23 protein-coding genes and 1 pseudogene are annotated in these 26113 nt (G+C 60.5%); 17 read left to right on the forward strand and 7 right to left on the reverse strand.

The window, feature by feature from the left end:
* The first annotated feature begins 73 nt into the window (after positions 1 to 73).
* Positions 74 to 352 (forward strand): annotated as a pseudogene (locus tag C934_RS32015) (hypothetical protein).
* A 210-nt stretch (positions 353 to 562) separates the two neighbouring features.
* On the opposite strand, the gene C934_RS0115970 reads toward C934_RS32015, so the two are convergent.
* The gene (locus tag C934_RS0115970; protein ID WP_018857660.1) at positions 563 to 1480 is read right to left on the reverse strand and encodes a GntR family transcriptional regulator; all 918 of its coding nucleotides are present in this window, start codon (positions 1478 to 1480) and stop codon (positions 563 to 565) included.
* A gap of 240 nt (positions 1481 to 1720) precedes the next feature.
* Here C934_RS0115970 and C934_RS0115975 point away from each other — a divergent pair, with 240 nt between their 5' ends.
* The 7 genes from C934_RS0115975 to C934_RS0116005 all read left to right on the forward strand — a co-directional run bounded on the left by C934_RS0115975 (position 1721) and on the right by C934_RS0116005 (position 9682).
* Entirely contained in the window at positions 1721 to 3223 is a 1503-nt protein-coding gene (locus C934_RS0115975; RefSeq protein WP_025658786.1) for a UxaA family hydrolase, read from the forward strand.
* A 34-nt stretch (positions 3224 to 3257) separates the two neighbouring features.
* Entirely contained in the window at positions 3258 to 4277 is a 1020-nt protein-coding gene (locus tag C934_RS0115980) for an aldo/keto reductase (RefSeq protein WP_018857662.1), read from the forward strand.
* 9 nt (positions 4278 to 4286) lie between these two features.
* The gene (locus tag C934_RS0115985; RefSeq protein ID WP_018857663.1) at positions 4287 to 4733 is read left to right on the forward strand and encodes an RbsD/FucU family protein; all 447 of its coding nucleotides are present in this window, start codon (positions 4287 to 4289) and stop codon (positions 4731 to 4733) included.
* A gap of 205 nt (positions 4734 to 4938) precedes the next feature.
* Positions 4939 to 5925, forward strand: coding sequence for an ABC transporter substrate-binding protein (locus tag C934_RS0115990; protein WP_018857664.1), 987 nt, complete (start codon positions 4939 to 4941; stop codon positions 5923 to 5925).
* 121 nt (positions 5926 to 6046) lie between these two features.
* Positions 6047 to 7597, forward strand: a complete 1551-nt coding sequence (locus tag C934_RS0115995; protein WP_018857665.1) for a sugar ABC transporter ATP-binding protein — start codon at positions 6047 to 6049, stop codon at positions 7595 to 7597.
* Between the two features lie 24 nt (positions 7598 to 7621).
* Complete coding sequence (locus tag C934_RS0116000) at positions 7622 to 8596, forward strand: ABC transporter permease (protein ID WP_018857666.1); 975 nt, start codon at positions 7622 to 7624, stop codon at positions 8594 to 8596.
* Between the two features lie 66 nt (positions 8597 to 8662).
* The gene (locus tag C934_RS0116005; protein ID WP_018857667.1) at positions 8663 to 9682 is read left to right on the forward strand and encodes a zinc-binding alcohol dehydrogenase family protein; all 1020 of its coding nucleotides are present in this window, start codon (positions 8663 to 8665) and stop codon (positions 9680 to 9682) included.
* Here the strand turns inward: C934_RS0116005 and C934_RS0116010 are convergent.
* Together C934_RS0116010 and C934_RS0116015 are read right to left on the reverse strand one after the other, a co-directional pair.
* Positions 9679 to 10401, reverse strand: coding sequence for a copper homeostasis protein CutC (locus C934_RS0116010; protein WP_018857668.1), 723 nt, complete (start codon positions 10399 to 10401; stop codon positions 9679 to 9681). The genes C934_RS0116005 and C934_RS0116010 overlap by 4 nt on opposite strands.
* Before the next feature lie 32 nt (positions 10402 to 10433).
* Complete coding sequence (locus C934_RS0116015; RefSeq protein ID WP_018857669.1) at positions 10434 to 11627, reverse strand: LysR family transcriptional regulator; 1194 nt, start codon at positions 11625 to 11627, stop codon at positions 10434 to 10436.
* Positions 11628 to 12047: 420 nt separating this feature from the next.
* Between C934_RS0116015 and osmF the strand changes: the two genes are divergently transcribed.
* The 6 genes from osmF to C934_RS0116045 all read left to right on the forward strand — a co-directional run bounded on the left by osmF (position 12048) and on the right by C934_RS0116045 (position 18778).
* Positions 12048 to 12956 carry a glycine betaine ABC transporter substrate-binding protein OsmF gene (gene osmF, locus C934_RS0116020; protein ID WP_018857670.1) on the forward strand — a complete coding sequence of 303 codons (909 nt, stop codon included), beginning with the start codon at positions 12048 to 12050 and terminating at the stop codon, positions 12954 to 12956.
* Between the two features lie 65 nt (positions 12957 to 13021).
* Positions 13022 to 14188: an ABC transporter permease gene (locus C934_RS0116025; protein WP_018857671.1), complete on the forward strand. Its 1167-nt coding sequence runs from the start codon at positions 13022 to 13024 to the stop codon at positions 14186 to 14188.
* A complete protein-coding gene (locus C934_RS0116030) occupies positions 14185 to 15129 on the forward strand; it encodes an ABC transporter ATP-binding protein (RefSeq protein ID WP_018857672.1) in 945 nt (314 codons plus the stop codon). The genes C934_RS0116025 and C934_RS0116030 overlap by 4 nt, the downstream gene beginning before the upstream one ends.
* On the forward strand, positions 15126 to 15875 hold the full coding sequence (locus tag C934_RS0116035) for an ABC transporter permease (protein WP_018857673.1): 750 nt from the start codon (positions 15126 to 15128) through the stop codon (positions 15873 to 15875). The genes C934_RS0116030 and C934_RS0116035 overlap by 4 nt, the downstream gene beginning before the upstream one ends.
* Before the next feature lie 47 nt (positions 15876 to 15922).
* Positions 15923 to 16318, forward strand: coding sequence for a VOC family protein (locus tag C934_RS0116040; RefSeq protein ID WP_018857674.1), 396 nt, complete (start codon positions 15923 to 15925; stop codon positions 16316 to 16318).
* A 9-nt stretch (positions 16319 to 16327) separates the two neighbouring features.
* A complete protein-coding gene (locus C934_RS0116045) occupies positions 16328 to 18778 on the forward strand; it encodes a glycoside hydrolase family 2 protein (RefSeq protein WP_018857675.1) in 2451 nt (816 codons plus the stop codon).
* A gap of 119 nt (positions 18779 to 18897) precedes the next feature.
* Here the strand turns inward: C934_RS0116045 and C934_RS0116050 are convergent, their stop codons facing one another.
* Positions 18898 to 19290 carry a PRC-barrel domain-containing protein gene (locus C934_RS0116050; protein ID WP_018857676.1) on the reverse strand — a complete coding sequence of 131 codons (393 nt, stop codon included), beginning with the start codon at positions 19288 to 19290 and terminating at the stop codon, positions 18898 to 18900.
* A gap of 247 nt (positions 19291 to 19537) precedes the next feature.
* Here C934_RS0116050 and C934_RS0116055 point away from each other — a divergent pair, with 247 nt between their 5' ends.
* Together C934_RS0116055 and pgi are read left to right on the forward strand one after the other, a co-directional pair.
* The gene (locus C934_RS0116055; RefSeq protein WP_018857677.1) at positions 19538 to 21238 is read left to right on the forward strand and encodes a long-chain fatty acid--CoA ligase; all 1701 of its coding nucleotides are present in this window, start codon (positions 19538 to 19540) and stop codon (positions 21236 to 21238) included.
* A 138-nt stretch (positions 21239 to 21376) separates the two neighbouring features.
* On the forward strand, positions 21377 to 23011 hold the full coding sequence (gene pgi, locus C934_RS0116060; protein ID WP_018857678.1) for a glucose-6-phosphate isomerase: 1635 nt from the start codon (positions 21377 to 21379) through the stop codon (positions 23009 to 23011).
* Positions 23012 to 23089: 78 nt separating this feature from the next.
* On the opposite strand, the gene C934_RS0116065 is transcribed toward pgi, so the two are convergent.
* Positions 23090 to 23374: a BON domain-containing protein gene (locus tag C934_RS0116065; RefSeq protein ID WP_018857679.1), complete on the reverse strand. Its 285-nt coding sequence runs from the start codon at positions 23372 to 23374 to the stop codon at positions 23090 to 23092.
* A gap of 159 nt (positions 23375 to 23533) precedes the next feature.
* Here C934_RS0116065 and C934_RS0116070 point away from each other — a divergent pair, with 159 nt between their 5' ends.
* Entirely contained in the window at positions 23534 to 24334 is an 801-nt protein-coding gene (locus tag C934_RS0116070; protein ID WP_018857680.1) for an alpha/beta fold hydrolase, read from the forward strand.
* A gap of 6 nt (positions 24335 to 24340) precedes the next feature.
* Here the strand turns inward: C934_RS0116070 and C934_RS0116075 are convergent, their stop codons facing one another.
* Positions 24341 to 25267: a carbohydrate kinase family protein gene (locus tag C934_RS0116075; protein WP_018857681.1), complete on the reverse strand. Its 927-nt coding sequence runs from the start codon at positions 25265 to 25267 to the stop codon at positions 24341 to 24343.
* Between the two features lie 90 nt (positions 25268 to 25357).
* Complete coding sequence (locus C934_RS0116080) at positions 25358 to 26047, reverse strand: orotate phosphoribosyltransferase (RefSeq protein WP_018857682.1); 690 nt, start codon at positions 26045 to 26047, stop codon at positions 25358 to 25360.
* Positions 26048 to 26113: the final 66 nt, after the last annotated feature.

Here is a 26113-nt window from a genome sequence, read left to right on the forward strand (position 1 = left end):
ACCTGCGCGTCATTTCTTAAGGAACCAGGTCTGTTCTCCTTCGTTTGTCTTTCAGCAGGGAAGGAGAATTGAGATGCGAAGGACCCTTATGAATTGCACTGCTGCAGCTATGGCGCTCTGTTCGTTCGTCGCTCCCGCAATGGCTGACAGCGTGTCCATAATGCGCGAACGGAGCTACGACGACGAGTAAGATCGTGTGCGTCCCGGAATTACCATCAACGAGCACGGCATCCGAGTTGGCGCGGTTCGCGATCGTGGCCGCTATTATCGCGATGGCTGCTACACCAAGACCGTCAGAACGATGACCGACGATGGCGATGAGGTCACCAAGACAGTACGCCGCTGCCGATAACGTTGAATGGTGAGCAGGCCTTTCTAAGCCCCAAAATAACACGCGAAGGAATTGCCTCTATCGAGGTGAAGAGGAGGATTTTGTCGCTGACGACGCAAATGACTGCCTGCGGAACGTGCGCTCCCCTTCGCCGGTAGAGGGAGCAAAAGTCGCGCCTGATAGAAAGCAGGCGTGAAATAGAAATTAGCCCGGTTCCGGCCGGGTTTTCTCTCAAGATTGGCCTTCCACCAGAACCTCGTCGGAGGGCGTCAGTGGAATTGATTGCAGCAGGGTCTGGCGCGCCGAGCGCAAGTGCAGACGGCAGGCGGAATCGATCGCTGCCTGATCACGAGACTCCAGCGCGGCGATATAATCCAGATGCTCATGAATGGCACGTTCGTTGCGTTCGCGAGCGAAAGCCTTGTTCCACTGGTAGTGATAGTGAAAGATGATCGCGATAGCATCGTAGAAATCGGCAATGAAGCGGTTCCGCGAAGCCGCGTGGATGAGCAGATGGAAGCGCTCGTCGAGAGTGGAGAAATCCTTGTAGCGCGTGTCGAGATCACGCAGCATCGCCTGATGATCCGCCTTGATGTCAGACAGCGCGCACCACGCGTCGCTCTCTGGCGGAAGTTTGCCGAATTCCGCCGCCGAATGCAGCTCGAACATCTCGCGCACGTCTGCGAGCTCAAGCGCAAAATCGCGTGTGAAGCCCTTGAGAATCCAGTGGCTGTTCGGCCGTTTCTCGATCAAGCCAAACCGCGAGAAGCGGATCAAGAATTCGCGGACACTCGTGGTGCCGGTACCGATCTCGCGCGCGAGCTCCAATTCGTTGATCTGCATGCCCGGTGCGGCATCATCCGACAAGATGCGCTGCATGAAGCTTCGCTCGATGATGTCGTGAAGTGAGTTGGTCTCTTCTGATGGAAAGAAATCGGCTTCGGTCGGCTGCCTGAGGACGATCTTCTGACGCTTGTTCCAACGAATAATGCCGGCATCGCTGAGCCGTGTCAGAATCGCGCGCGCAGTGCTGCGACTGATGCCGAGCTGCGCCGCTATTTCGGGCTCCGAGGGCAATGCCGCATCCGTTCGCAAAGCGGCGGCATAGCGGTTGTACGCTTCCTTGAAGACTGTATTCTGCCTTGCCATGCACACCCCGCCCTTTTGCCCCGGCAACACGGATCGGACGGCCACGAAGTTGCGGCGCGAAGCGTGGCAGAAGCTTATCTGTCAGCAATCCTTATCTTATTTTGGATTGCATGCGGCTGTTTGCCTCCCTCGTCCACAGGATGAATAATCCCGTTGACTTGAAAATGTTTATTGTAGATAAAAAACAAAATCAATGAGCATTCGCCGACGAAGCGAGTGTTTCCCCTAGGGAGAAGAATGTTGACCAAGGACCCCTGGATCATCCTGTCTGCCGGCGACAACGTTGCGGTTGCGACGGCGGCGATCCCATCCGGCGCGACGGTCGCCGGCATCCAGACCCGCGAGAAGATCGACCCCGGTCACAAGATCGCACTCGCCGATATTCCCCTTGGCCAGCCCATCATCAAATACGGGCAGGCGATCGGGCGGACGACGGCGGACGTGAAGGCCGGCGACCATATTCACAGTCACAATCTGCACTTCGAGAACGACCGTCTTGCCGCGACCGCCAACTCGGCGCCTGAGGAAGCAACTGCAGCGGATCGTGCGCGCACGTTCATGGGCTATCGTCGTGCCGACGGCCGCTCGGCGACGCGCAACTACATCGGTATCATTGCCAGCGTGAACTGTTCCACCACGGTTTGTCGGGCGATCGCCGACGAGGCCAACAAGACGATCCTGCCGCATTTCGACGGTATCGACGGTTTCGTGCCGATCGTGCATGACCAGGGTTGCGGCATGAGTTCCACAGGTGACGGCATGGCCGTGTTGCACCGGACCCTTGCCGGCTATACCAGGCATGTGAACTTCGGCGGCGTGCTGATGATCGGCCTCGGTTGCGAAGTCAACCAGCTGACACTCTACGGCCAAAGCGGCGCAGGCAATTCCAAGCGTCACTTCAACATTCAGGATGCCGGTGGCTCGCGACGCGCCGTCGAGCGCGCCATGGGCATGCTGCGCGAAATTGCGCAGGATGTCGGCAAGGAAAAGCGCGTGGCGCTGCCGATCAGCGATATCATCATCGGCCTGCAGTGCGGCGGCTCCGACGGCTTTTCCGGCATCACCGCCAACCCCGCGCTCGGCGTTGCAGCCGACCTGCTGGCAGCTGCCGGCGGCACGGCGATCCTCTCCGAAACCTCCGAGATCTACGGTGCCGAGCACCTTCTGCGCAGCCGCGCCGTCAGCGACGAGGTTGCCCGCAAGCTCGACGACAAGATCGCCTGGTGGGAGAAGTACGTGGCGATGCACGGGGCATCGCTCGACAATAATCCGTCGCCCGGCAACAAGCGCGGGGGCCTGACGACGATCCTTGAAAAATCGCTCGGAGCCGTCGCCAAGGGCGGACGCTCGCCGCTGACAGCCGTCTATGGTTATGCCGAGCGCGTCAGCGCACCGGGCCTCGTCTTCATGGACACCCCCGGTTACGACCCCGTCTCGGCAACCGGTCAGGTAGCCGGCGGCGCGAACATGATCGCCTTCACCACCGGCCGAGGCAGCTGCTTCGGTTGCCGCCCGGCGCCCTCGATCAAGCTTTCCAGCAATTCGGCTCTCTATGCCTCGATGGAAGAGGACATGGACATCGACTGCGGCACGATCGCGACAGGCGATGCGACGATCAGCGCCAAGGGCCGCGAGATCTTCGACCTGATCATCGACACGGCATCCGGCAAGAAGACGAAGAGTGAGGAGTTCGGCTACGGCGACAATGAGTTTGTGCCGTGGCATTTGGGTGCGACACTCTAAATCAGACGCATATCAAGTCTTCAGGGGAGGAATAATGAAGACGAGGAGGATCGGCAGCACGGCGCTGGAAGTGACCGAAGTGAGCTTCGGTGGCGCCGCGCTCGGTGGCCTGTATCGCGCCTGCCCGCGCGAACAGGCTATGGAGACGCTTGAGGCTGCATGGGACAGCGGCATTCGCTATTTCGATGTCGCGCCGTGGTATGGCCTCGGTCTCGCCGAGCGTCGTTTCGGCGACTTCCTGCGCGACAAGCCTGAAAAGGAGTGGGTGCTCTCGACCAAGGTTGGTCGGCTGCTGCGCCCGGTGCCGACGGGAACCGTTCCAGACTATAGCTATGTCGACCCACTCTCCTTCGATGCCGACTACGACTATTCCTACGATGGCATCATGCGCTCGGTGGAATTCAGCTATGCCCGTCTCGGACTGAACCGGATCGACATACTCTACGTTCACGACCTTGGCGGATACACCCACGGCGCGGCGAAGAACGCTGTCCTGCAGAAGCAATTCCTGGACACCGGCATCAAGGCGCTCGATGAACTGAAGTCCTCCGGAGCGATCAAGGCTTTCGGACTCGGTGTCAACGAGATTCCGGTCTGCCTCGACGTGATGCGCAATGCCGATATCGACTGCATCCTGATGGCCGGGCGCTATACGCTGCTCGACCGGTCGGCGGTTGCCGAACTGCTGCCGCTTTGCAGGAAGAAGGGCACCTCGCTCGTTGTTGGCGGCGTCTTCAATTCCGGCATCCTTGCGACGGGCCCCGTGCCCGGCTCGCATTTCGACTACATGCCGGCGACAGATGATGTCCTCGCCAAGGTCGGGGGCATGGAGAAGATCGCTACCAAACATGGCGTGTCGCTGGCTGCCCCGGCGCTCCAGTTCCCGCTCCGCGATCCGCTCGTCTCCTCGGTACTGATCGGCACGGCCAAGGCTTCGAGCCTGACACGCAACATGGAGCTTTTCGAGCCAGCCTTGCCGGACTCGATCTTCCCGGAATTCGACTCTCTGACGCTCGTCGCACCGCCGCTCGGCGAAGACGCCGTGCGTGTATAAGGACGGACCATGCTTAGAGGTATCCACCCCATCCTCAATCCCGACCTGCTGCGTGCGATCGCCCGCATGGGGCACGGCGACGATATCGTCATCGCCGACGCCAACTTTCCCTCGAGCACGATGGGTCCGGAAGTCATTCGTGCCGATGGCGTCAGCGCCACCGACATGGCCGAGGCGATCCTGACGCATTTTCCGCTCGATACGTTCGTGCCGGAAACGGCGTGGCGCATGCAAGTTGTCGGCGACCCGACCGCAGTGCCCGACGTTTGCGCCGAATTTCAGGAAATCGTTTCGAGGCGCGCCGGCGACTTCAAGATCGCATCCCTCGAACGCTTCGCCTTTTATGAGCGTGCCCGCACGGCCGCCTATATTGTCGCGACGACAGAATTCCGGCTGTACGGTAACCTGATTTTGAAGAAAGGTGTTGTTCACCCCGACGAAGTCTATCGCGGCTGACACCACTTTAGACTGCGACTGAACGATTGGAAAAACAATTACTTGCGATAGATAAAGAAACAATGAGCGAGCCTCTTGCAGTACTTGCAATTTGACTTTCGCTCGGCTAGCTTCTCGTGGTAACTGTTTTTTATCGATAAAAATCGCCCGCCTGCGTTCAGCGGTACGGTTTCTTGGAGGAGAACGCACCTAGGAGGAGAACTACATGCGCATGAAATCCATTTTGTCGCGCCGAGCCTTCACGGCTCTCGCGGGTGCTGCCGCTATCGCCACCGCAATGCCGGTAACGTCGTTTGCAGCTGACGTGACGATTCCGATCATCGTCAAGGACACGACCTCTTTCTACTGGCAGATCGTTCTGGCCGGCGCCCGCGCTGCCGGTAAGGATCTAGGTGTCAACGTTCCGGAACTCGGCGCACAGGCCGAATCCGACATCAACGGCCAGATCAGCATTCTTGAAAACGCCGTTGCCGGTAAGCCGGCTGCAATCGTGATCTCGCCGACCGAGTTCAAGGCGCTTGGCAAGCCGATCGACGAAGCTGCAAAGTCCGTTCCGATCGTCGGCATCGACTCGGCCGCCGATTCCAAGGCTTTCAAGTCGTTCCTGACGACTGACAACGTCCAGGGCGGCCGGATCGCGGCTGACGGCCTTGCTGCCGCCATTAAGGAAATGACCGGCAAGGAGGAGGGCGAAGTCGTCATCCTCACCAACCTGCCGGGCGTCGGCTCGCTCGAGCAGCGCCGTGAAGGTTTCCTGGATCAGATCAAGACGAAGCATCCCGGCCTTAAGGTCATTGCTGACAAGTACGGCGACGGCCAGGCCACGACCGGTCTCAACATGATGACCGATCTGATCACGGCTAACCCGAACCTTGTTGGCGCCTTCGCCTCGAACCTCATCTTGGGACAGGGCGTCGGCCAGGCAATCGCGGAGAACAAGCTCGGCGAAAAGATCAAGGTCATCGCTTTCGATAGCGACGACAAGACGGTCGGCTTCCTCAAGGACGGCTCGCTCGCAGGTCTCGTCGTGCAGGATCCCTACCGCATGGGCTATGACGGCGTGAAGACGGCGCTCGCCGTATCCAAGGGCGAGAAGGTCGAGGCCAACGTCGACACCGGCGCAAACCTGGTCACCAAGGCCAACATGAGCGACCCGAAGATCGACGCTCTGCTGAACCCCAAGATCAAGTAAATCACACGACGTGGCCGCGCGAGAGAAATCCCGCGCGGCCTTTCCTTCACCTGTGTTATCGTCCGCATGAGGAGCGCTGACTGCTGGTGGAGCGACGGCAATTCGCGAGGAGGAGACGCCCATGAGCCTGGAAGAGGTCAGTCATCGCCACGATGACAGCGCCACGCTGACGGAGGCAAGCCGCATTCCTGCGGGCGCCCCGATCCTCGAACTTAAAGGACTTCAAAAGAATTACGGCTACGTCCAGGCGCTGAAGCCGGCGACGATGACGTTCCTGGCCGGCGAGATACATGCGATCGTCGGCGAGAATGGGGCTGGCAAGTCGACCCTGATCAAGCTTCTGACCGGTGTGATTGCCAGAACGGCGGGCGAGATTCTCTGGTGCGGCCACCCCGTCGCCCTGGCAACGCCCAACGAAGCGATCGCGCGCGGCATCAACGCCGTCCACCAGGAAGTCGTTCTCTGCCCGCACTTGACGGTAGCGGCCAACCTCTTTCTCGGCGACGAGGTCAATCAATACGGGCTGATGCGCAAGAAAGAGATGGAGAAGATGGCGCAGGCCGTCCTCGACGATCTCGGCTTCGGACTGCCTGCCGGCGTGCCTCTCGCCGATTTGACGATCGGCCAACAACAACTCGTTGCGACTGCGCGCGCGGCCATGCGCGGCACGCAATTCCTGATCTTCGACGAGCCAACAGCCTACCTGACCCGCCAGGAATCGGCGCAGCTTTTCAAGCTGATCCGCCGCCTTCAAAGCGAAGGCGTCACGATCGTCTACATCAGTCATCGCATGGAAGAAGTGTTCGAACTCGCGGACCGCGTTTCGGTGCTGCGCGACGGCACGCATGTCGGCACACGCACCATCGGCGAGACGAATGAAGCCGAGCTGATCGCGCTGATGATCAACCGCTCGATCGAGCAGATCTATCACAAGGAAGAGATCCCGATTGGAGACACTATCCTTGACGTGCGCGGGCTTTCCGGACCGGGCTTCGAGAGCGTCTCGCTCTCGGTCAAGGCCGGCCAGATCGTGGGCCTCTATGGCCTGATCGGCGCAGGGCGCAGCGAATTCGCGCTCGGCCTGTTCGGGCGGGAAAAGACCACGGCCGGCGAGATCCACTGGATGGGCAAGAAGGTCGACATCACCAACGAGCGCACTGCAATGGAACTCGGGATCGCGCTGGCGCCGGAAAGCCGCCGCGACCAGGGACTTTGCCTCAACCTGCCGATCGGGTTGAATATCAATCTTCCGGTCTTCAAACGGCTGAGCAAGGGTCCTGTCATCAGCCACAGCGAGGAATCGCAGAATGCCGACCAACAGATCCGTGACCTGGCGATCAAGACGCCGAGCCGGCGTGTCCTGGTTTCGGCCATGTCGGGCGGGAACCAGCAGAAAGTCGTCATCGGCAAGTGGCTGAGCTACGGCGCTCGCCTCTTCATCTTCGATGAGCCGACGGTGGGCGTCGACGTCGGTACGAAGGCGGAAATCTACCGGCTGTTTGCAAAGCTTCTCAAGCAAGGCGCGGGTATCATCCTGATCTCCTCCTATCTGCCTGAGGTTTATGAGCTCGCCGACAGGCTGCACGTCTTCCGCCGCGGCCAGCTTGTTGCAAGCCACGACTTCCACGCGGCAACACATGAAGAAGTGCTCAGCGAAGCGATCGGTGTCTAAAAGAATAAGAGGGAGAGAGAACCAATGACCGTAACCCCCACCGATATCGCCGCGCCGCCGCCGCGCCGAAAAGTCAACATCCTATTTGGCCTGACCCTCATCGGTCTCCTGGCCTTCCTCTGGATCGTACTCGGCTTCGTCACAGCGAGCTTCTGGACGCCGCTGAACATTTCCAACCTGCTGCGGCAGGGCGCAATGACGGCCATTCTGGCGCTCGGCCAGACGTTCGTAATCATCACCGCGGGCATCGACCTTTCGGTCGGCGCGATCGTCGGATTCTGCACCGTTATCCTGGCTTGGCTGCTGCAAGCAGGCGTGCCGGTCTGGGCGTCCATCCTGATCACACTGCTGATCGGCGTCGGCATCGGGGTATTCCACGGCTTCGGCATCGTCAAGATGGGACTGCCGCCCTTCATTATCACGCTGGCAACGCTGACCTCGCTGCGCGGCATCGGACTTTTGATCACCAATGGTTCGACGATCAACATCGTCAACGAGCCCTTCACGAACTTTGCCCGCGCCGACTTCCTTGGCGTGCCGAGCCTGTTCTGGATGGTTATTCTTGTCGCCGTCCCGTCTTACGTCTTCCTGCACTTGAGCCGGTGGGGTCGCTATCTCTTCGCCGTCGGTTCGAACCGCGAAGCGGCCCGTCTGTCGGGTGTCCGGGTGAACGGCATCATCTATCTCGCCTATATTCTATCGGCGACATTTGCCGCCTTCGTCGGTGTTCTGCTTGCCTCCCGTATCGCGATCGGCAACGCCACACAGGCCGACGGATGGGAACTGCAGGCGATCGCTTCGTCCGTTATCGGCGGCACCAGCCTGTTCGGCGCCATCGGCTCCGTGCACGGACCGCTCATCGGCGCTTTCATTCTGGCGACCATCAACAACGGTGCGAACCTGCTGAACGTCAATTCGTTCTGGCAGCGCATCATCACCGGCCTGCTGATCATCGTCATCGTCTACTTCGACCAGCTGCGCCGCCGCCGCACGCCGTAAGCCGGCAGCGAGATAGGGAGCCGGCCCAAAGGCCGGCTTCTTCCATCTAGGGAATGCGAGATCATTATGAAAGCAGTGCTCTGCCAAGAACCTGGCGTCCTCGAACTCGTGGAACGTCCCTCACCCGGCGCGCCTGAATCCGGCTGGGTACGGCTTGCGGTGAGCCATGTCGGAATCTGCGGCACGGACTACCACATTTTCGAGGGCAAGCACCCGTTCCTGGAATATCCCCGCGTGATGGGGCACGAGATCTCGGCGACGGTTGTCGAAGCGGGCGAAGGCGTTGCCATGGCGGTCGGAACGCCTGTGGTCGTCAACCCGTATCTCTCTTGTGGCACCTGCGTCGCTTGCCGCCAAGACAAGCCGAATTGCTGCACCAATATCAAGGTGCTTGGCGTTCATACCGACGGTGCTTTCTGCGACGAAATCACGGTGCCTGCCGGCAATCTCTATGCGATGAAGGGCGTGAGCCCGGAAGCTGCAGCCACAACGGAGTTTCTGGCAATCGGCGCCCATGCCGTTCGCCGTTCGATGGCGCCGACCGGATCACGCTCGCTCGTCATCGGTGCCGGCCCGATCGGGCTCGGGGCCGCAATCTTCTCGCGGATATCAGGGCATGAGGTGACATTGCTCGACACCAGTCAGGAACGGCTCCAGATGGCCGTTGATCGGTTCGGCTTTTCCTCTAGCATCGTTGCAGGCGAAGGTGCCGCCGATGCTGTCAGGGCGATGACTGGCGGCGACGGTTTTGACGTCGTTTTCGATGCCACCGGCTATGGCCCATCGATGGAGAAAGCCTTCGGCTTCGTCGCCCATGGCGGCGCGCTGGTGCTGGTCAGCGTCGTGAAGGACGATATTCTCTTCTCCGATCCGGAGTTCCACAAGCGCGAAATGATGGTCATCGGCAGCCGCAACGCGACCCACGTGGACTTCGAACATGTCGCGGATTCGATCGCCAAGGGCCTCGTACCGGTCGAGCAGTTGATCACCCACCGTACGACTTTGGAGAATGCGCCACGGGACCTGGCACGCTGGGCTCATGAAAAGAGCGGCCTGATCAAAGCGGTCATCAAGGTCGGCGCTTAAAGCGCGTCGATCGCCGCCCGCATCTGGCGAACGACGTCGGCATCCGTCCGGTTCGTTGTCGCTGCTTCGAAGCCGAAGGTAACCGCCCGTGGGTCGATGCTGTCGACCCGTGAGCTGCAGGAGGCGTGAACCTCGCTTGTGCCGGTGGCCCGCAGTATCTCAGCGACGTTGCCTGGACGCACGCCACTGCCGGGCATGATCGAGATACGGCGAGCCGCCTTGCGGGATAGACGGCTCAGCGTTTCCAGGCCGTCGATCGCCTTCGGCACACAGCCTGACGTCAGGATGCGCTCGCAGCCGAGTTCGATCGCCTGTTCCAGTGCTGCACCGGGATCAGGGACGAGATCGAAGGCACGGTGGAGGGTCGATCCAAGTCCCTCGGCACGCGCCCTTAGCCGGCTGATCAGAGGCATGTCCAGCCTGCCGTCCTGGCGATTGGCGCCGATGACGACGCCGGCAAGGCCGAAGGCGCGCACGGCATCGATATCGGCCATCATCGCCTCTTCGTCAGCCGCATCGAACACGAAAGGGCCGGCGTGCGGGCGGATCATTGCATAGACCGGAATGGGCGCAGCGGCGGCAGCTTTCATCAGCCCGGCGACCGGCGTCAGCCCGCCCAGCTCCAGCGCCGAGCAGAGTTCGATACGGCCCGCACCGCCGGCAATTGCAGCCGCAAGCCCCTGCGGGCTGTCCACGCACACTTCCAGCAAAACGCTCACGCTCGAATCTCCTTGTCCGCCGCGCTGTCCATTTAAGCGAAAGCGTTTTCTTGCGCGACGGGTTCGGCAATTATTTCGGCAACGGCGGCGACAATCACGGCACTTGCGTCAGCCGAGGCTTTCCGATGGTTGAAGGCGACGTGATAGGACATCGGGATGGACTCCTCAAGTTCGACGATGCGAACCTTGTCGGCAATGGGCATGGCGCTGACGCGGCCAAGAAACGAGATATAGCCATGGTTGGCGACAAGGTCGACGATCACAGGCAGAGAGTCGGCGGCAGTGATATCCTGGTTGCGGTGCCTGCGATTGGCAGTGCGCTCGTGGCTTAGCGCCATCGTGGCGTGTCCAAGCCCCGTCCTCGAACTCGGCGTGCAGATCGCGTGACCCTCGACAAGCTCGGCCACTGTCCGCTCTCGGCTTTGCAGCGGTGCTATCAGGACCATCTCGGTCTTCAGCAACTCGCGATGCTGGAAGCGCTCAAGACCAAAAACGGAGTCGAGAATGGCAACGTCGATCCGGCCGGATTTCAAAGCTTCCCGCAAGTCATCCGCCGTCATCAACACCAGAGACAGGGCATTCTTGCTGCGGCGGGCGTTCCATTCGGCGACGAGAGCGCCAAGGCATCGTGCAACCCAACTTTCCGATCCTGTCGGAATGATCGAACCGATGCGCAGCGCCCGCGCCGTTCGCTGATAGCGTTCGTCAGCGGACGCTTTCAGATCATTCCACTCCTGCGTGATGGCCTGCAAGATGGCATAGATCCGGCTACCCTGCTCCGTCAGCGCGGAGCCATTAGCCTGCCGCTCGAAGAGGCGATGACCGAGCGCCTTCTCCAAAGTCGCGATCTGAAGCGAAAGCTGCGGCTGACCGAGCTTCAGCCGTCGCGCCGCCCGGTTGATGCTGCCTTGGTCAGCGACCTCAAGGAACCGCTCCATCGTGGTGATCTTGATCGGCAGACGCGACGGTTCGTTGGTCCCCATCCAGTTCGCGAGCTCTTCAGCTGCCCGCACGATCGGGGCGAGCTTTTCGCGCACATCGTTGCTGGCGAGGAGCGTCGTGAGCTCGCCGGAACTGCGCTCTGTCAGCTTCAGGGCAAGCTCCGTTTCGAGATTGCGGACTGCAGTCGAGACCGTCGATGCTGCAAGCGAAAGGCTTCGTGCCGTCTCTCTGACCGAACCCGATGTGAGCACGTGACTGGCGACAAACAACGTGCCGAGCTGCAATCGCTTTCTCCGTAACAGTATGAAAAATCGAACGATATGATGTGTTCGCGAAAAAAGATATCCCTGTCGGGGAATCCGGCGGCTATCGTTCCCGCCAAGAACAAAACCGGGTTGGACAGTAAAAGCACTGAAGAGCACCGGACATCTGCGGAAACACGCAAGGGAACAAAAACAAATCGCGGCAGCGATGGAAAAGGAAATGCATTTTCGCGCAAGCATTTGCATTCACCGCCATAATCGCGCCGCGACCGCAAAACTGGAGAGGCTTGCATCGATTTTTCGAACGCGAACGCTATTTCCATGACGCACGTATTTCCGGCATGATCGCAGCCAGGCTGCTTTCGCCGGTGATTTTATACGTGGAAGGCTCCCGCCAGGGCCCGCCACGAGGTCAAACGGTGTAAATCAAGGGGACAATCCATGTTGAAGAAATTCGCTCTTGCCGTCACGCTTTCCGCCTTTGCGGCAGGGGCGGCCCATGCTGCAGACGTCGTCGTTTCATCGAAAATCGATACTGAAGGCACGCTGCTTGGCAACGTGATCGTGCTCGCGCTCAACGCAAACGGCATCAAGACGCAGGACCGTGTTGCGCTTGGGACGACGCCGGTTCTTCGCAAGGCAATCACATCAGGCGAAATCGACATCTATCCGGAATATACCGGCAATGCCGGCTTCTTCTTCAACAAGGCCGACGATGCAGCCTGGAAGAACCTCGAACAGGGCTACGAACTGGCCAAAAAGCTCGATTACGATGCCAACAAGATTGTCTGGCTGGCGCCTTCCCCCGCCAACAACACCTGGGCGCTCGCGGTCCGCAACGACGTCGCCGGCCCGAACAACCTGAAGACCATGTCGGACTTCGGCAAGTGGGTCGCAGGCGGTGGTGCTGCCAAGCTTGTGGCATCCGCCGAGTTCGTCAACTCGGCTGGCGCGCTTCCGGCATTCCAGACGACCTACGGCTTCACGCTGAAGCCAGACCAGGAAATCGTCCTTTCGGGCGGTGACACCGCCGCGACCATCAAGGCTGCAGCCGACCAGACAAACGGCGCCAACACCGCCATGGTCTATGGTACGGATGGTGCGATCCAGGCCGCGGAACTGACGGTTCTGGAGGATGACAAGAACGTGCAACAAGTCTATGCGCCGACCGCGATCATCCGCGAGGAAGTACTGAAGGCAAACCCGAAGATCGAGGAAGTGCTCGCACCGATCTTCAAGAGCCTGAGCGCCGATGAACTGCGCAAGCTGAACGGCAAGATCCAGGTGGATGGCGAACCGGCCAAGTCGGTTGCCGAAGGCTACCTGAAGGAAAAGGGCTTCCTGAAGTAATCTCGTTGCCCGATGCTCCGCCTGCTCGCGGGCGGAGCAGCCTTTCGACCGGACAGGATGGATCGATGGAAGAAACCTTAGCGGTCCGCAAACTGGACCGGCTCGGCGTGGTGCTGGTGACAACAAGCGTTGCCGCAACTGCGCTCCTGCCTTTCATCTATGTGAAGGCAAACCGCATCGCCGCCGGAAAGCCCATGCTGCTGACGCAGCTGCTCAATCAACCTTCCGCCCTCATCCTGACGATCCTCCTACTGGCCACGGCCTTTGCCGTGCTTTTTCTTCAAAACGCGCTGCTGCGGCTGGTTATCGCCACCCTTTGTTTTGCGGCGCTGCTCGCGACCATTGGATTTGCAGCATCGGCCTTCACGCCACCGGCCAGCAATGCCGCACGCATGACGCCGGGTGGTGGGTTCTGGGTGCTGTTTGCGGTGATCGGGCTCGTCGTCTCGGATGCGCTCGTGAAGATCAAGCTTACGCCGTGGATGCGTATTGCGGCCCTTGTCGTCTACACCGGATTGCTCGGCATCTTCCTTGCTTCCGGACTGCTCGACGATCTCTCGATCATGAAGGAATTCGCGACCCGATCCGCGCAGTTCTGGACGGAAGCGGTCGCCCATTTGCTCTTGGCACTCGGTTCACTGGCGATCGCCGTCGTCATCGGTCTACCGCTCGGCATCCTGTGTTTCTGGGTTCCAAAGTTGCGTGCCGTCGTCCTGCAGGGCCTCAGCCTCGTCCAGACGATCCCGAGCCTTGCGCTCTTCGGCATCCTGATGCTGCCGCTCGGCTATCTCGCGACGCACGTGCCCGCCGCCGCCTCGATCGGCATTCGCGGCATCGGCGCCGCGCCGGCGCTGATCGCGCTTGTCCTTTATTCTTTGTTGCCGATCGTGGCCAACACCGTCGTCGGTCTGCAGGGAGTCGATCCCTCGGTACGTGATGCAGCTGCTGGCATGGGATTGACGCGTCGCCAAATTCTGACCGGCATCGACTTGCCGCTTGCCTTTCCCGTCATTTTGACGGGCATTCGTATCGTCCTGGTGCAGGCGATCGGCTTGGTGACGGTCGCGGCCCTGATCGGCGGTGGCGGCTTCGGCATCTTTATCTTCCAAGGGCTCGGTCAAACAGCCATGGACCTCGTTCTGCTCGGCGCCGTGCCGACCGTCTTCTTCGCCTTTTCTTCGGCCGTCATCCTCGATGCGGTCATCGACAGCATACAGGGATCCGCCGCATGAGCATGATCGAAATCAGGAACGTCACCAAGCGCTACGGCACGGCGGCCGTCGTCGACAACGTCTCGATGGAAGTCGAGAAAGGTTCGATCACGGCTGTTGTCGGCACCTCCGGCTCGGGCAAATCGACGCTGATGCGGATGATCAACCGTCTCGTGCCGATCACATCGGGCGAGATCTTCGTCGGCGGGCAGAACATCATGGACGTGCCGGTGACAGAATTACGCCGCAAGATCGGCTACGCGATCCAGGGGCACGGCCTCTTTCCGCATCGGACCGTTTCGCAAAACATCGCGACGGTGCCGCAGCTTCTTGGCTGGGATGCGGCGAAAATCAAGCGCCGCGTCGAGGAACTGCTCGGCCTGTTCAACCTCGATCCCGCGACCTTTGCCGAAAAGTATCCGCACCAGCTTTCCGGCGGGCAGCAGCAGCGAGTCGGCGTTGCGCGGGCGCTTGCCGCGGAGCCGGAACTGCTGCTGATGGACGAGCCGTTCGGGGCGCTCGATCCCGTCATCCGCGGCAAGGCGCAGGACGATTTGCTGGCGATCCAGAAGCAGTTCGGTACGACCGTCGTCCTCGTCACGCACGACATGGACGAGGCCTTCCATCTCGGCAACCAGATCGCCGTGATGAGCGCCGGCAAGCTGCTGCAATGCTCGACGCCGGAAAAGATCCTGACCGAGCCGGCCGATCCCTTCGTGCAACAATTGACCGGCACCTCCGACCGGGCGCTGAAGCTGATGTCGCTGCTGCCGCTGAAGGAAAGCATGGAGCCGGCAAAGTCAGGCCTCGCTTACGCATTGCCGCAGTCGCTCAGCCTGCGAGATGCCCTGGCAGAGATGATCTGGCAGGGCGTTGGCGAAGCCGCCGTCCAGAATTCGGACAAGGCGCCTGTCGGCTCGATCTCGATGACGCGATTGCTCGAACTGGGCCGGAAGGCATGAAGCTCGTCCTTGCGAACCTCTTCCGTGCTGCTGCACTGGTCCTGCTGCTGATCCTGTTGTTCCGGACGGAGTGGCTGTCCTTCCTGCTCCTACCATTGACGAGCAACAATGCGCCGGCGGTCTATACCCAAAACAGCCTTCCGCATCTTGCCGCCTCGCATCTGTTTCTCGTGGCGATCTCGATCGTCGGCAGCGCCGTTCTCGCGATCCTCGGCGGCATATTCGTCACCCGCAAAAGCGGCGAGGACTTCCTGCCGCTGTCCCGGGCGATCGCCAATGCCGGCCAAACCTTCCCGCCGGTGGCAGTGCTCGCCCTTGCCGTGCCTGCAACCGGCTTCGGCGCCGGGCCAACGTTGATCGCGCTCTTTCTCTACGGCCTCCTGCCGATTTTCGAAAACACCGTCTCCGGCCTCAAGCAAGTCTCTCCCTCCGTGCTGGATGCCGCCGACGGCATGGGCATGAATGGCACGCAGCGGCTCTTTCAGGTGGAATTGCCGCTCGCCCTGCCGCTGATCCTCGAGGGTCTGAAGGTTGCGACCGTCATCAACATCGGCACGGCAACGATCGGCTCGACGGTGGCCGCCAAGGGCTTGGGCGAAGTCATCATTGCCGGGCTGATCTCCGACAATACCGCCTTCATCCTGCAAGGCGGCCTGATCGTCGGCCTGATGGCGGTGTTGATCTATGATGCGATGGGGCTGATCGAAAACGCCATCACTGAAAGAATTGGCTTGCGCCCGGCATGAGGCGACGGCTACCAAGGCTGCCGTGATATCGGCAATGGGAGGCAGCCTTGGCCAAGATGATCCACTCCATGATCCGCGTTCTCGACGAGGCGCGCTCGGTCGATTTCTACGGCAAGGTCTTCGGCCTCAAGGTCGCCGATCGTATCGATTTCGACACCTTCACCCTGATTTACATGAGCAATGACGAGACCGGCTTCGAGCTGGAGCTGACGGTCAATAAGGGGCGCATCGAGCCTTATGACCTCGGCAACGGCTACGGGCATCTTGCCCTCTCGGTTCAGGAAGTGGAGATGGAGCACAAGCGTCTGACGGAGGCGGGATTGAACCCCGGCAAGATCGTCGAGCTCAATCGCGACGGCAAGTTGCTGGCGCTGTTCTTTTTCATCACAGATCCCGACGGCTACAAGATCGAAGTCCTGCAGCGTCACGGCCGTTATCTCTAAGAGCTTCACATGATTGAAAAGACCGAATTGAACCGTGGCTGGACGCTCTCCTGCAACGTTGCCGGTCGACGCGACCTGCCGGCCGAAATTCCTGCACAGGTGCCGGGTTGCGTACATCTCGACCTTCTGGCCAACCGTCTGATCCCGGACCCCTATCTCGACGTCAACGAGATCACCAACGACTGGATCGGCAAGGAAGACTGGACCTATCGCTGCAGCTTCGATGCAGCGCCGGATGCCGGAAAAGTCCAGGGACTGGTGTTTGAAGGCCTCGATACGGTCGCGACGATCGTGCTGAACGGCGAAGAGTTAGGCCGCACCTTCAACATGCACCGCACCTATCGCTTCGACGTGTCGGAGCGGCTGAAGCAGGGCGCGAATGAACTCGTTGTGACCTTCCGCTCCCCTTATGCCTACGGCGCCGAGATGGAGGCGCATTACGGTTACCGGCCGAATAACTATCCCGGCCCTGGCAACCTGATGCGCAAGATGGCCTGCAACTTCGGCTGGGACTGGGGTCCGACGCTGGTGACCTCGGGGATCTGGAACCCGGTGCGGCTGGAAAGCTGGGAGCGGGCGCGGCTTGCGGAGACGCGGGTTTCGGCGACGCTTGCAGGCGGCGAGGGGCTCGTGACGGTTCGCGCTCGTATCGAGCGCCGCGACGGCGCTGGCGCGAAGATCGTCGCGAGCATTGCCGGCGTCAGCCACGTCGCCGAGTTGGCGGAAGGAGCCGATGCGGTCGAGTTCCAGCTGACTGTTCCAGCGCCGCAGATCTGGTGGCCGCATCATCTTGGCGCACAGCCACTCTACCCGCTTCAGGTCGAATTGCGGAATAGCGTAAGCGACGACTTACTCGACAGCTACTCTAAGCAGATCGGCTTCCGCTCCGTCAGACTCGACACAGCACCCGATGAACACGGCTCCGCCTTTACCTTCGTCATCAACGACGTGCCGCTTTTCCTCTGCGGCGCCAACTGGATTCCGGACGACTGCTTTCCGCCACGGGTAACCGCCGAGCGTTATGCTTCCCAGATCGAGGAGGCGAAGGCTGCAAACATCAATCTGCTGCGCGTCTGGGGCGGCGGCATCTTCGAGCGAGACGAGTTCTACGAGACCTGCGACCGCGCGGGGATGCTCGTTTGGCAGGACTTCCTGTTTGCCTGCGCCTCCTATCCGGAAGAAGAACCGTTGCACAGCGAGATCGAGGCGGAGGTGCGCGACAATGTGGTGCGCCTGATGCCACATCCGTCGCTGATTGTCTGGAACGGCAACAACGAGAACATCTGGGGCTTCGACGAATGGGGCTGGCGCCCGATCATCAAGGAGGGCGTAAGCTGGGGGCTCGGCTACTATCTCGATGTTCTGCCAAAGCTCTGCGCCGAGCTGGACCCAGATCGGCCGTATTATCCGGGCAGCCCCTACTCCGGGACAATGGAGATCGAGCCGAACGCGGACGAGCACGGCTGCAAGCATATCTGGGATGTCTGGAACGATGTCGGCTACGAGGTCTATCGCAACTACATCCCTCGCTTCTGCTCGGAATTCGGCTGGCAGGCGCCTCCGAACTGGGCGACGATCGAGGAAAGCGTCCATGACACGCCGCTGACACCTGTTTCGAACGGCGTATTCCATCATCAGAAGGCGACACAGGGCAACGACAAGCTGATCCGCGGTCTCGCCGGGCATCTGCCGGTGCCACGGACGATGGACGACTGGCATTTCGCGACGCAGCTCAACCAGGCACGCGCCATCCGCTTCGCGATCGAGCACATGCGCTCGCACCGCGCCATCTGCAAGGGCGCCGTCGTCTGGCAGTTCAACGACTGCTGGCCAGTGACCTCATGGGCGGCGCTCGACTCGGCAGGACGGCGCAAACCGCTCTGGTATGCGATGCAACAGGCATTCGATCCCAGACTGCTGACCATCCAGCCACGCAATGGCGGGCTGGCAGCCGTCGCCGTCAACGAGCGCACGCTGTTCTGGCGGGCGAAGATATCGGGCAAGCGCCTGCGGCTTGATGGTACGGTGCTCGCCGAATTCGAGTTCTGGCGGCTGCTCTGCGACCGCTTCGAAGCGAAGGAGTTTCCGCTGCCGGCGGATATCGCAACGCCGGACAATGCCGGTGACGAGCTGATCGTCGTGCAGATGCTCGACCGGCGCGCATTCCATTATTTTGTCGAGGACATCGATTTGAAGCTCCCGGCACCGCGGGCGTCAATCGAGCTGACTGCCACGACGGATGGATATGCGGTGAAGGTGACAGCGGAGACCCTGCTGAAGGACCTTTGCCTGATGGCCGACCGGCTCGATCCTGATGGCGTCGTCGATTCGATGCTGGTAACGCTGCTGCCAGGGGAAAGTCACATATTCGCGCTACGGACTGCAAAAGCGATGTCGGTAAGCGACATCAGCATTGGCACCGTGTTGCGCTCCGCCAACGATCTCGTCGCCACACACTGAAAAGGCCCCGTCTGCGACGGGGCCCATCCAGGTCGTTTTACCACGCCGCGCGCCAAGTGGGCAGAGTGCGGCGCAGCGCATCTACGCGCGATCAAGGGACCGCGCGTGTGCGGACGACGTTACATCCAGTAGGGAGGCACGCCGTAGTAGTCGTAAACTCGGCGGCCATTATCGTTGTACCAGGTGTCGTCATCGTCCGCATAGCTCGGCGCGCCCTCGATCTGATCCTTCGTCAGATCGATGCGATAGCCGTCCAGCTGGGTATCGTAGGTCAACTTTTCCCACGGCAGCGGATAGTGATCGTGGCCGATGCCCAAGAAGCCGCCGAACTCGAGTACGGCATAGGCAACGCGGCCATCCTGCTTGCCGAGGATCAATCGTTCAATAGAGCCAATATGCTTGCCATCGGCTCCATAGACGCGGGTGCCTTCCACGCGGTCGCTGGCAATCAGTGTCGGTGTGTCCTTCACATTTGGGTCACGGCGGGTTTTGTCAGCGTCCTGATGCAGCATGGTGCACCTCCTTTTGTTTCCTCGTGGTTGGCCCACGGAGAAAAAACGCTGCCCCGCACTCGATGTTCCCAATTTACTCACAGCAACCGCCAATACATGATTATTGACGTTTACGTTAAGGTTAGTGTAGCTCTATTCTCAGCTTGAACCATTCAGGCGATGACATAAGCTGCCGCGTTGGAAGATGGAGGATCGTCCAATCGGCTTGCCGGTGGGACCGGCCGGCAGCGACAGGGAGAGAGACCATATGAACAGCATTTCCGTCCATCCAGGCGGTGCGAAGCCCGAAAAGCCCTGGCTTGCGACCTATCCCAACAGCGTGCCGGCAGAGCTTCCACCGCTGGAATACGAATCGCTTGCGGAACTGCTCGAGAAATCCTGCGCGCGCTATGCCAATCGCATCGCCTTTTCCAGCATGGGCAAGACGCTGACCTATGGCGAGCTTGAGAGCCAGACCCGCAAGATTGCAGCGTGGCTGCAGAGCATCGGCCTCGAGAAGGGTGACCGCGTTGCCGTCATGATGCCGAACGTTCTGCAGAATCCGGTCGCCGTTTACGGGATCCTGCGGGCCGGCTTCGTGGTCGTGAATGTCAATCCGCTCTACACACCCCGCGAACTGGAACATCAGCTGCGCGACTCGGGCGCCAAGGCCATCTTCGTGCTCGAAAACTTCGCGCGAACGGTCGAGCAGGTACTGGTCAAAACCGATGTGCGCCAGGTCGTCGTCACGTCGCTCGGCGAGATGCTGGGCGCCAAGGGGCTGATCGTCAATCTGCTCGTGCGCAGGGTCAAGAAGCTCGTTCCTTCATGGTCTATTCCGCAGCACAAGACCTTCAAGCAGGTGCTCGCGGAAGGTGCCGGCCAACCTTTCAAACTTGTAAGCCTGACGGGGGGCGACATCGCCTTTCTGCAATATACCGGTGGCACGACCGGCATTGCCAAGGGCGCGGTGCTGACGCACCGGAACCTGCTCTCCAACAAGCTGCAGCTCGAACTGTGGCTGCGATCGGCTTTCGACAAGAAGCCGCGCCCAGAGGTTCTGAACTTCCTGTGTGCCCTGCCGCTCTATCATATCTTCGCACTGACGGTGAATTCGCTGATGGGCATGTCGCTCGGCGCCCACAATATCCTCATCGCCAACCCGCGCGATATTCCGGCGCTGGTCAAGGAATTCGGCAGGGTGAAGGTCCACATCTTCCCCGGCCTCAACACACTCTTCAACGCGCTGATGAACAACGCCGATTTCGCCAAGCTCGACTTTTCCTCCATCGTGATGTCGCTCGGTGGCGGCATGGCGGTGCAGCGACCGGTCGCCGAGCGCTGGATGAAGATCACCGGCTCCCATATCACCGAAGGCTATGGTCTCTCCGAGACATCGCCGGTCGCCACCGCCAACCGCTTCGATTCGGCAGAGTTCACCGGTTCCATCGGGCTACCGATTCCATCCACCGATCTCGACATTCGCGACGAGGACGGCAATTCGCTGCCGCTTGGTGAGATCGGCGAGATTTGTATCCGCGGCCCGCAGGTGATGGCTGGTTACTGGAACAAACCGGAGGAGACCGCCCGCGTGATGACGCCGGACGGCTATTTCCGCAGCGGCGACATGGGCTTCATGGATGCGCGCGGCTACACCAAGATCGTCGACCGGAAGAAAGATATGATCCTTGTCTCCGGCTTCAACGTCTATCCGAACGAGATCGAGGAAGTGGCGGCGATGCATCCCGGCATCCTCGAGGCGGCGGCTGTCGGCATCCCCGACGGGCATTCCGGCGAAGCCGTGAAGCTCTTCGTGGTTCGCAAGGACCCGGCGTTGACGGAGGCAGACGTCAAGGCGCATTGCGCGGCAAACCTCACCAACTACAAGCGGCCGCGCTTCGTGGAATTCCGCACCGAACTGCCGAAAACGCCAGTCGGAAAAATCCTGCGCAAGGATCTGCGCGGCTAAGTTTGACGGTCGCGTGAAATTATGAGCCATCCGTTTGTTCAGATGGCTTTTTTGCGTTCCGAGAGGTCGCCGAACTTGATTTGCGCCCTACAAAGCGAATAGTTTCCGCGACCCTCTCGCCCTGCAAAGGAGCCTCCCATGAATGCCATCGTCGAACAATTGAAGAGCACTGCAGCCGCCACCAAGGCAACCGATCTGCGCGCCGCCTTTGCCGCCGACCCGCAGCGTTTCTCGCGCTTCAGCGTGTCGCTCGACGACCTCCTGATGGATTATTCCAAGACGGCCGTGAACGACGAGATCCTGGCTCTCCTGGTCAAGCTCGCGGAGACGGGCGGCGTTGAAGTCAAGCGTGACGAAATGTTCGCCGGCAAGGCGATCAACTTCACCGAAAACCGAGCCGTTCTGCACACGGCGCTACGCAACCGCTCCAATACGCCGGTGCTTGTCGACGGCAAGGATGTCATGCCTGATGTCAACGCCGTGCTTGCCGCCATGGGCAAATTCGCCGATGGCATCCGCTCCGGCAGTCTTAAGGGCGCGACCGGCAAGGCCATCACCGACGTCATCAACATCGGCATCGGCGGCTCTGACCTCGGCCCCGTGATGGCAACGCTGGCGCTGGCGCCCTTCCATGATGGACCGCGCGCGCATTTCGTTTCCAACATCGACGGCGCCAATATCGCCGACACGTTGAAGCTCGTTCAGCCCGAGACGACACTGTTCATCGTCGCCTCCAAGACCTTCACGACCGTAGAGACGATGACGAACGCGCAAACGGCGCGCAAGTTCATCGCCGACGCGCTCGGCGACGCCGCCGTCCAGCATCATTTCGCTGCCGTTTCGACCGCACTCGACAAGGTCGCGGCCTTCGGCATCGAGAGCGAACGCGTCTTCGGCTTCTGGGACTGGGTGGGTGGCCGCTACTCCCTCTGGTCGGCGATCGGCCTGCCGATCATGATCGCCATCGGCCCGGAAAATTTCATCAAGTTTCTCGAGGGCGCCCATGCCGTCGACAACCACTTCCGCACCGCACCGATCACCAAGAACTTGCCCATGCTGCTCGGCCTGATCGGCTTCTATCACCGCAATGTACTCGGCTATCCGACCCGTGCCGTCCTGCCCTACGACCAGCGCCTGTCGCGCTTCCCGGCCTATCTGCAGCAGCTCGACATGGAATCGAACGGCAAGGGTGTCACGATCGACGGCACGCCCGTCGAGGGTAATTCCGGTCCTGTTGTCTGGGGCGAGCCCGGCACCAATGGCCAGCACGCCTTCTACCAGCTGATCCACCAGGGCACGAGCGTCATCCCGGCCGAATTCATGATCGCGGCGAACGCCTTCGAGCCAAATCTGCGCCACCAGCACGAGCTTCTGATATCGAATGTGCTTGCGCAGTCCGAAGCGCTGATGAAGGGCCGTACCTTCGACGAGGCGAAGAAGCAGCTGACCGACAAGGGCATGGACGACAAGAAGGCCGACTTCATCGCACCGCATCGTGTCTTCACCGGCAACCGCCCGTCGATCACCTTCGTCTACGACAAGCTGACGCCCTACGCGCTCGGTCGCCTGATCGCGCTCTATGAGCACCGAGTCTTCGTCGAAGGCGTGCTGTTCCGCATCAACTCTTTCGACCAGTGGGGCGTCGAACTCGGCAAGGAACTGGCGACTGGTCTGCTGCCTGTCGTGGAAGGCAAGGAAAGCGCTGCCGGCCACGACTCCTCGACGCAGGGCCTCGTTGCCGCACTGGCAAAACTTGCCAAAACAGAGCATTGAGATCAGAAAGCTCCCGCGGCTGGCCGCGGGAGCTTTACACAGTCTGGAAATTGGCTTGAGGGCTTAAAAGCCCGTCCTCTAGTTCGACCTCTTCGGGAAGCCTCGACATATCAGTCGATTGTGAACCTGAGTCGATCCGACGATGGCAGCGGCGACATCCGCGGCTAGTTCGTCATCTCCGCGACAGCGGACGAAGCCTTCAAGCACCACGAAATCGCCAAGCATTGAAACAACGATCTGCGTGCTGTCGAACTCCGATGACGCTTCCAGTGCGCACTTGACCGCGGCTTTGGTCGCCGCCGAACAATGTCCGGCTTCGACGCTGCTGAGCGACCAGCCTTGACCATCAACGCGTAGAACCATTTCTTCTCCTCCAACGTTAAACGCTGAAGCTACAGGCCGTAATATTAGCAGTCTATTAAGTATGACATGCGCCGGCATTTGTCTTGTGGTAGCGCTTGGTCAATGTCGAAATTCGGCTTCACGATGCGTCTTAGGTACATCGCTATGAGGAGAGGTTGAATGGATGTGACGGACGACGAGCTTCTGAATTTCGAGGCACATGGCGCAGCGCCCCTGCCAAGGCCGCAGCGCGAAGGCTTCGTCGAGAACGACGGCGCTCGCATCTGGTATGCGACCTACGGTTCCGGCCCAGCCGCGATCCTGCTGCATGGCGGGCTGGGCAATGCGGGGAACTGGGGCTATCAGGTGCCGGCACTGGTCGCCGCGGGCCGACAGGTCGTCGTTATCGACAGTCGCGGCCACGGCCGCAGCACGCGCGACATGCGCCCCTATCACTATGCCCAGATGGCAGGCGACGTTCTTGCGGTGATGGATTGCCTTGAGCTTACGAAGTCCGCCCTTGTCGGCTGGAGCGACGGGGCCTGTACGGCGCTGATCCTCGCCGACCAGCGGCCAGAGCGGGTACCCGGTGTGTTTTTCTTCGCCTGCAACATGGATCCCAGTGGCACGCTTGAATTCAAGCCGACACCGGTCATCGATCGCTGCTTCAGTCGTCATCGGAAGGATTATCAGGCGCTATCCGCCACGCCCGATGCCTTCGAGAGCTTCGTGGGCGATGTGTCGAAGATGATGGCAAGCGAGCCAAACTATACGGCTACCGATCTCGCTGGCATCAAGGTGCCGGTCGCGGTCGTGCTCGGAGACAATGACGAGTTCATCAAGCGCGAGCACGCCGATTATCTGGTCCGCAGCATTCCCGATGCCGAACTCATCCTGCTTCCGGAGGTCAGCCATTTCGCGCCGCTGCAGCGGCCAGAGCACTTCAACCGCGAAGTGCTCGCCTTTCTCGATCGGCTATAGCCTGTCTCAGAGGCCGATTTCTTTCGCCCAGGGCGGATTGGCGCCGGCGCGCGAGACGGTGACGGCAGCGGCCTTGGCACCAAGCGAAAGCGCGTTCTGCAGCGCCTTTTCGCTGAGCGAAGCGACCTTTTCCTTGGTCAGGAGATCGTCGATCTTCAGCGAGGCAAGCACGCCGGCATCGAAGGTGTCGCCAGCGCCGACGGTATCGACGACAGTGACGCGCTCGCTCGGCACGGTGACCTTGCGCTCGTTGGTGTAGCCCGACGCGCCCTCGGCACCCTTGGTGATGACCACGAGCTTGGCGCCCTGCTTCAGCCAGTAGGCCGCCAGGTCGTCATGGCTGCCTTCGAGGCCGAACCATTCCAGATCCTCGTCAGAGAATTTCAGGATGTCGGACTTCGCCGCCATGCGCTTGATGCGCTCCATATGGGCGTCCTTGTTCTTGATGAAGCCCGGGCGGATGTTCGGATCGAGCGAAATCACCCGCTTGTCGCATTCGCGGTCGAGCAGCGCCTCATAGGTCTCGCCGCAGGGGCTCGGGATGAGACTGATCGCGCCGAAATGCAACGCCTCGCAATCGTCGCCGAGGACAGGCAGATCGTCGGTCGTGATCATGCGCCCGGCCGTGCCTTCGTCGTAGAAGGCATAGGTTGCCTGGCCGTTGACCAGCTTGACGAAGGCGACCGTCGACGGGCGTGGGGTGATGGCGCAGAGGCTGAAGTCGACATTGCTCGCCTGCAGCGTATCGCGCAGGATTTCGCCCATCATGTCGTCGGCGAGGCCGGTGAAGAAGGCTGTCGGAATGCCGAGGCGTCCGAGTGCGATCGCCGTGTTGAAGATCGCGCCCCCTGCGTATGGGGCAAAGCCCTTCTCGCCCAGAGTCGTCTCCCGCGGCAGCATGTCAATCAGCGCTTCGCCACAGCACAAAATCATTCCGGCCTCCCAAGCATTACGATCCATCGATGCTCAAATCGATTAGATAATTTCGTGGCAAAAGCAAAGCGCCGCGACGCAATTCTTCATTCAAAGTGATGAAATGCCGCCATTGCGTCCCGACCAGGCGAGCGGCGCATCGAGGAAGGCTTCGACTTCGCTCAAGGTTTTCTCGTCGAACAGCTTCTGCGCCTTGGCAACCGCAAGCACATCGCGCCAGGTGGCGATGTAGTGCAGCTTCACCTTGCCATCGGCAAAGCGCAGCGCGCCTTCATCGAAAATACCGTAATAGAACAGGGCGATACCATGATCGACCACGCCGCCAGCAGCCCTGACGGCATCGATGAACTTGAACATGCTGCCGCCTGCCGTCGTCAGGTCCTCGATGACGAGGACGCGTGAGCCCTCCGGCATGTTGCCTTCAATCTGCGCGTTGCGGCCATGACCCTTCGGCTGCTTGCGGACATAGATCATCGGCAGGCTGAGGCGATCGGCGAGAAGGGCTGCAAATGGGATGCCCGCAGTCTCGCCACCCGCCACGCAATCGAACTGCTCGAAACCGGCTTCGCGCAGAACGACGCTGGCGGCGAAATCCATCACGGTCGAGCGCACGCGCGGAAAGGAGAGCAGCTTGCGGCAATCGATATAGACCGGGCTCGCCATGCCGGAGGCGAATTTGTAGGGCTGCACTGCATTAAAGTGCACCGCCTTGATCTCCCAGAGCATCTTCGCCACGAGTTCCGCCATCACGGCGCGGTCGGTGAATGTCGTCTGGATCATCGCTCTCTCCTTTGGTCAAATTTATGGGCCAATAGCAGCAAGCGCGGCAGTTTTCCAGAACGGCGA

Origin of the sequence: Rhizobium sp. 42MFCr.1, assembly GCF_000377185.1 — a bacterium.
Lineage (GTDB): Bacteria > Pseudomonadota > Alphaproteobacteria > Rhizobiales > Rhizobiaceae > Rhizobium > Rhizobium altiplani.